Source organism: Mucilaginibacter sp. (assembly GCF_036383575.1).
GTDB lineage: Bacteria > Bacteroidota > Bacteroidia > Sphingobacteriales > Sphingobacteriaceae > Mucilaginibacter.
The window spans coordinates 1-3,425 of sequence record NZ_DASVOB010000490.1; the positions used below are offsets into that span (position 1 = coordinate 1).

At 41.8% G+C, this 3,425-nt stretch carries 4 protein-coding genes and 1 pseudogene; all 5 read left to right on the top strand.

What is annotated here, in order from left to right; all coding sequences use genetic code 11:
* A pseudogene (locus VF500_RS17560) lies at window positions 1-306 on the top strand (aminofutalosine synthase MqnE); the annotation flags it as partial.
* 107 nt (window positions 307-413) lie between these two features.
* Window positions 414-1,046 carry a histidine phosphatase family protein gene (locus VF500_RS17565; RefSeq protein WP_330860929.1) on the top strand — a complete coding sequence of 211 codons (633 nt, stop codon included), beginning with the start codon at window positions 414-416 and terminating at the stop codon, window positions 1,044-1,046.
* Between the two features lie 7 nt (window positions 1,047-1,053).
* Complete coding sequence (locus VF500_RS17570) at window positions 1,054-1,797, top strand: menaquinone biosynthesis protein (protein WP_330860930.1); 744 nt, start codon at window positions 1,054-1,056, stop codon at window positions 1,795-1,797.
* 175 nt (window positions 1,798-1,972) lie between these two features.
* Window positions 1,973-2,785, top strand: coding sequence for an SDR family oxidoreductase (locus tag VF500_RS17575; protein WP_330860931.1), 813 nt, complete (start codon window positions 1,973-1,975; stop codon window positions 2,783-2,785).
* Window positions 2,786-3,009: 224 nt separating this feature from the next.
* Window positions 3,010-3,425: hypothetical protein (locus VF500_RS17580; protein ID WP_330860932.1), on the top strand; the 416-nt coding region annotated here is incomplete at its 3' end.

A 3,425-nucleotide genomic window follows, 5' to 3' on the forward strand; every position in this document is an offset into this window, starting at 1 on the left:
GATAATTTCGACCACATCAAAGCCTACTGGGCAATGATCAGCCGTACAACGGCTCAACTTTCGCTTAACTTCGGTGTTGATGATATCGATGGCACATTGGACGATACTACCAAGATCTACTCAATGGCCGGTGCCGAAGAACAGCATCCGGGCATGAGCACCAAACAACTGGTAGAGTTAATTAAACATGTAGGCCGCCAGCCTATCGAACGTGATACATTATATAATGTAGTAACAGATTATACCAACGTTGAATTTGGCGACGAGCCGAAACCCCAGTATTACAAGTTACCGGTAATTAACTAAGTTTTTTTAAGCTAAAAGCCAAAGGCTGAAAGCTTAAAGCAAAAACAAAATTATTCAAAAAGTAAGAAAGCTTTCGGCCTTCGGCTTTTAGCTTTCAGCTCAAAAAAATGGTACAAAAAACCTTATATATAGTACGCCACGGCCAAACTGAGTATAACAAACTTGGTATTATACAAGGTCGCGGGGTGGATACCGATTTAAATGCCGAAGGGAGCAAACAGGCTTGCCAGTTTTTTGAGGCTTATAAAACCGTTCCGTTCGATAAGATTTACATATCAGCACTAAAGCGCACCCAGCAAAGTATTCAGCCTTTTATTGATCTCGGCATCCCTTATGAAAAACTTTCGGGTTTGGATGAGCTGGCCTGGGGCATTCATGAAGGTCAGGCGCCAACTACCGATAATAAAGCAGCTTTCCTGCAGATCATGCGTGACTGGCTGGATGGCAAACTCGACAGTAAATTTGAAGGTGGCGAAAGTCCTGTTGAGGTTGAGGTGCGCCAGCGTGAGGCTATGGAGGTGATCATGAGCCATTCCGAAGAAAAAAACGTGCTTATTTGCATGCACGGCCGCGCTTTACGCCTGTTGCTTTGTATCCTTACCAACAAGCCCTTATCCGAAATGGATACCTTCCCGCATCAAAACCTGGTACTGTATAAGGTAACCTACAATGGCGAAAAGTTTGAGATCATCGACTTTAATAACGCCGAACATCTAAAAAATTCCGAAGAAAAGAAATAGCGCATTTGTGAACAAGATCAGAATATCAGCAGTAAGCTACACTAACACCAAACCCTTTTTATACGGCATCCAGCATACCGACATCATTAATAAAATAGACCTGAGCCTTGATATCCCGGCAGATTGCGCCCAAAAGCTAATTGACGATGTGGTTGATATCGGCCTCATCCCGGTTGCAGCTGCGCTAAGTCTGCCGCAATGGGAAATTGTTTCTGATTATTGCATTGGTGCTATCGGAGCTGTTAATTCAGTTTTTATTTTTAGTAATTGCGATATTAAGGATGTAACCACTATCCAGTTGGATCCGCAGTCGCGTTCATCAAATAACCTGGCCCGCGTACTTTTGAAAAACCACTGGCAGGTGAACCCGGATCAGGTGACCAATGCGCCGGATTATGCTCAATCAACAGATGAACAAACCGCCTTTGTACAAATAGGCGACCGCACCTTCGGTAAAAAGCAACAATACAAATACGTTTACGACCTTGCCGAAGAGTGGCAAAAAATGACCGGTCTGCCATTCACCTTTGCAGCCTGGATAGCCAACAAGCCTATCCCGCAGGAATTTATGGACGAGTTTAACGAGTCGTTAAAATACGGCCTTGACCACCGCGAAGATCTGTTTAAAGAGTTAACCATGCGCGATGATTTCGATTTGGTTGATTACCTGATGGTGAAGATAGATTATGATTTAACAGCGGATAAAAAGAAAGCCTTGTATATGTTTCATGATTATATAAAGGCGTTGTAAACGGCTTTTTTTCTGAACCAGGATTTATTGGATTTACCGGATTAACGGAATATCAGATTTTATAATTTGATATTCAAAATCCGGGAATCTGAAAAATCTCCCCAAATCCCGGTTCAGACAAAAACAATTTCTCTCTCAATTCAATTGCTTATCTTAAACACAAAAACGTTTATCTATGAGCAATAACTCCCAACTATTAAAAGGACAAGCGGCATTAATAACCGGTGCCGATAGTGGCATTGGCAAAGGTGTGGCATTGGCAATGGCTGCTGCCGGAGCCAAACTGCTTATTAACTATGCCCATAATAAAACTGCAGCCGATGATGTGGTTAGCCAGATCAGGGCATTTGGCGGTGAGGCATTTGCATTCCAGGCTGATGTGAGCCATGAAGATGAGGTAAAAGCCATGTTTGCCGAAATATTTAAGCAATATGGCACCGTTGATATTTTGGTAAATAATGCAGGTCTGCAAAAAGACTCCAAATTTATTGATATGACACTTGACGACTGGAATAAAGTGATCAGTATTAACCTTACCGGCCAGTTTCTTTGTGCCCGGGAAGCCGCCAAAGAATTTATAAAAAGGGGCGTGGTTGAAGAAAAAAGCAAGGCTGCGGGCAAAATCATTTGTATGAGCAGTGTGCATGAAGTTATCCCATGGGCAGGCCATGTTAACTATGCGGCCAGCAAAGGCGGGATCATGATGTTTATGAAAAGTATAGCCCAGGAGCTTGCCCCGCATAAGATCAGGGTAAATGGCATAGGGCCGGGTGCTATACAAACACCTATTAATAAAGAAGCCTGGGATACCCCCGAAGCGCTGGATAAACTACTGACGCTCATTCCTTACAACCGGATCGGTCAGCCTGATGATATCGGGAAACTGGCGGTTTGGCTGGCCTCAGACGAGTCGGATTACGTTACCGGGGTAACAATTTTTGCAGATGGGGGCATGACTTTGTACCCGGGCTTCGCCGATAACGGGTAAATGACATTTTTATGACAACATAAATCGGTTTAGCAAAGAAAAAACGCCATTAATTGGCGTTTTTTCTTTTAGATATTGTAAAATATACACTAAGGTCATTGACAAAATTTAAATTTTGAGGCTATAAAAGGCTATAATTATTAAATATTCATAAAAGTTTCTAAAAATTTGACATATTAATAAGAACGCCTTACTTTTGTTATGGATTTAAAATTTAAACGAACATGAAAAAGATATTTTTAACAATAGCAACCGCAGCATTATTTACCGTTAACGCTTTCGCCGATGGTGGCAAAAAATCTGACGGTGGTACAAACGTTTCTTACATTGCTTTACACGGCTTTACTGCTGATTTCACTGAAGCAACTAACGTTAACTGGACTGTAACTAAAAACGTTCAAAAAGCTACTTTCACTGTTGATGGCGTTCAAAAAACTGCTTTCTACAACCTGCAAGGTGAATTTTTAGGTGTAACTCAACGTGTTGACAACAAAGCTATCCCTGCAAAAGCCCTTAAACAAATCAGCAACGAATACAAAGGTTACGAAGTAGGCGAAGTTATCGTTTACCAGGCTAACACTTCAATCAATGACGCTATCGAGCCAACTTCATACTTTGTTGACTTGAAAAACGACAAACA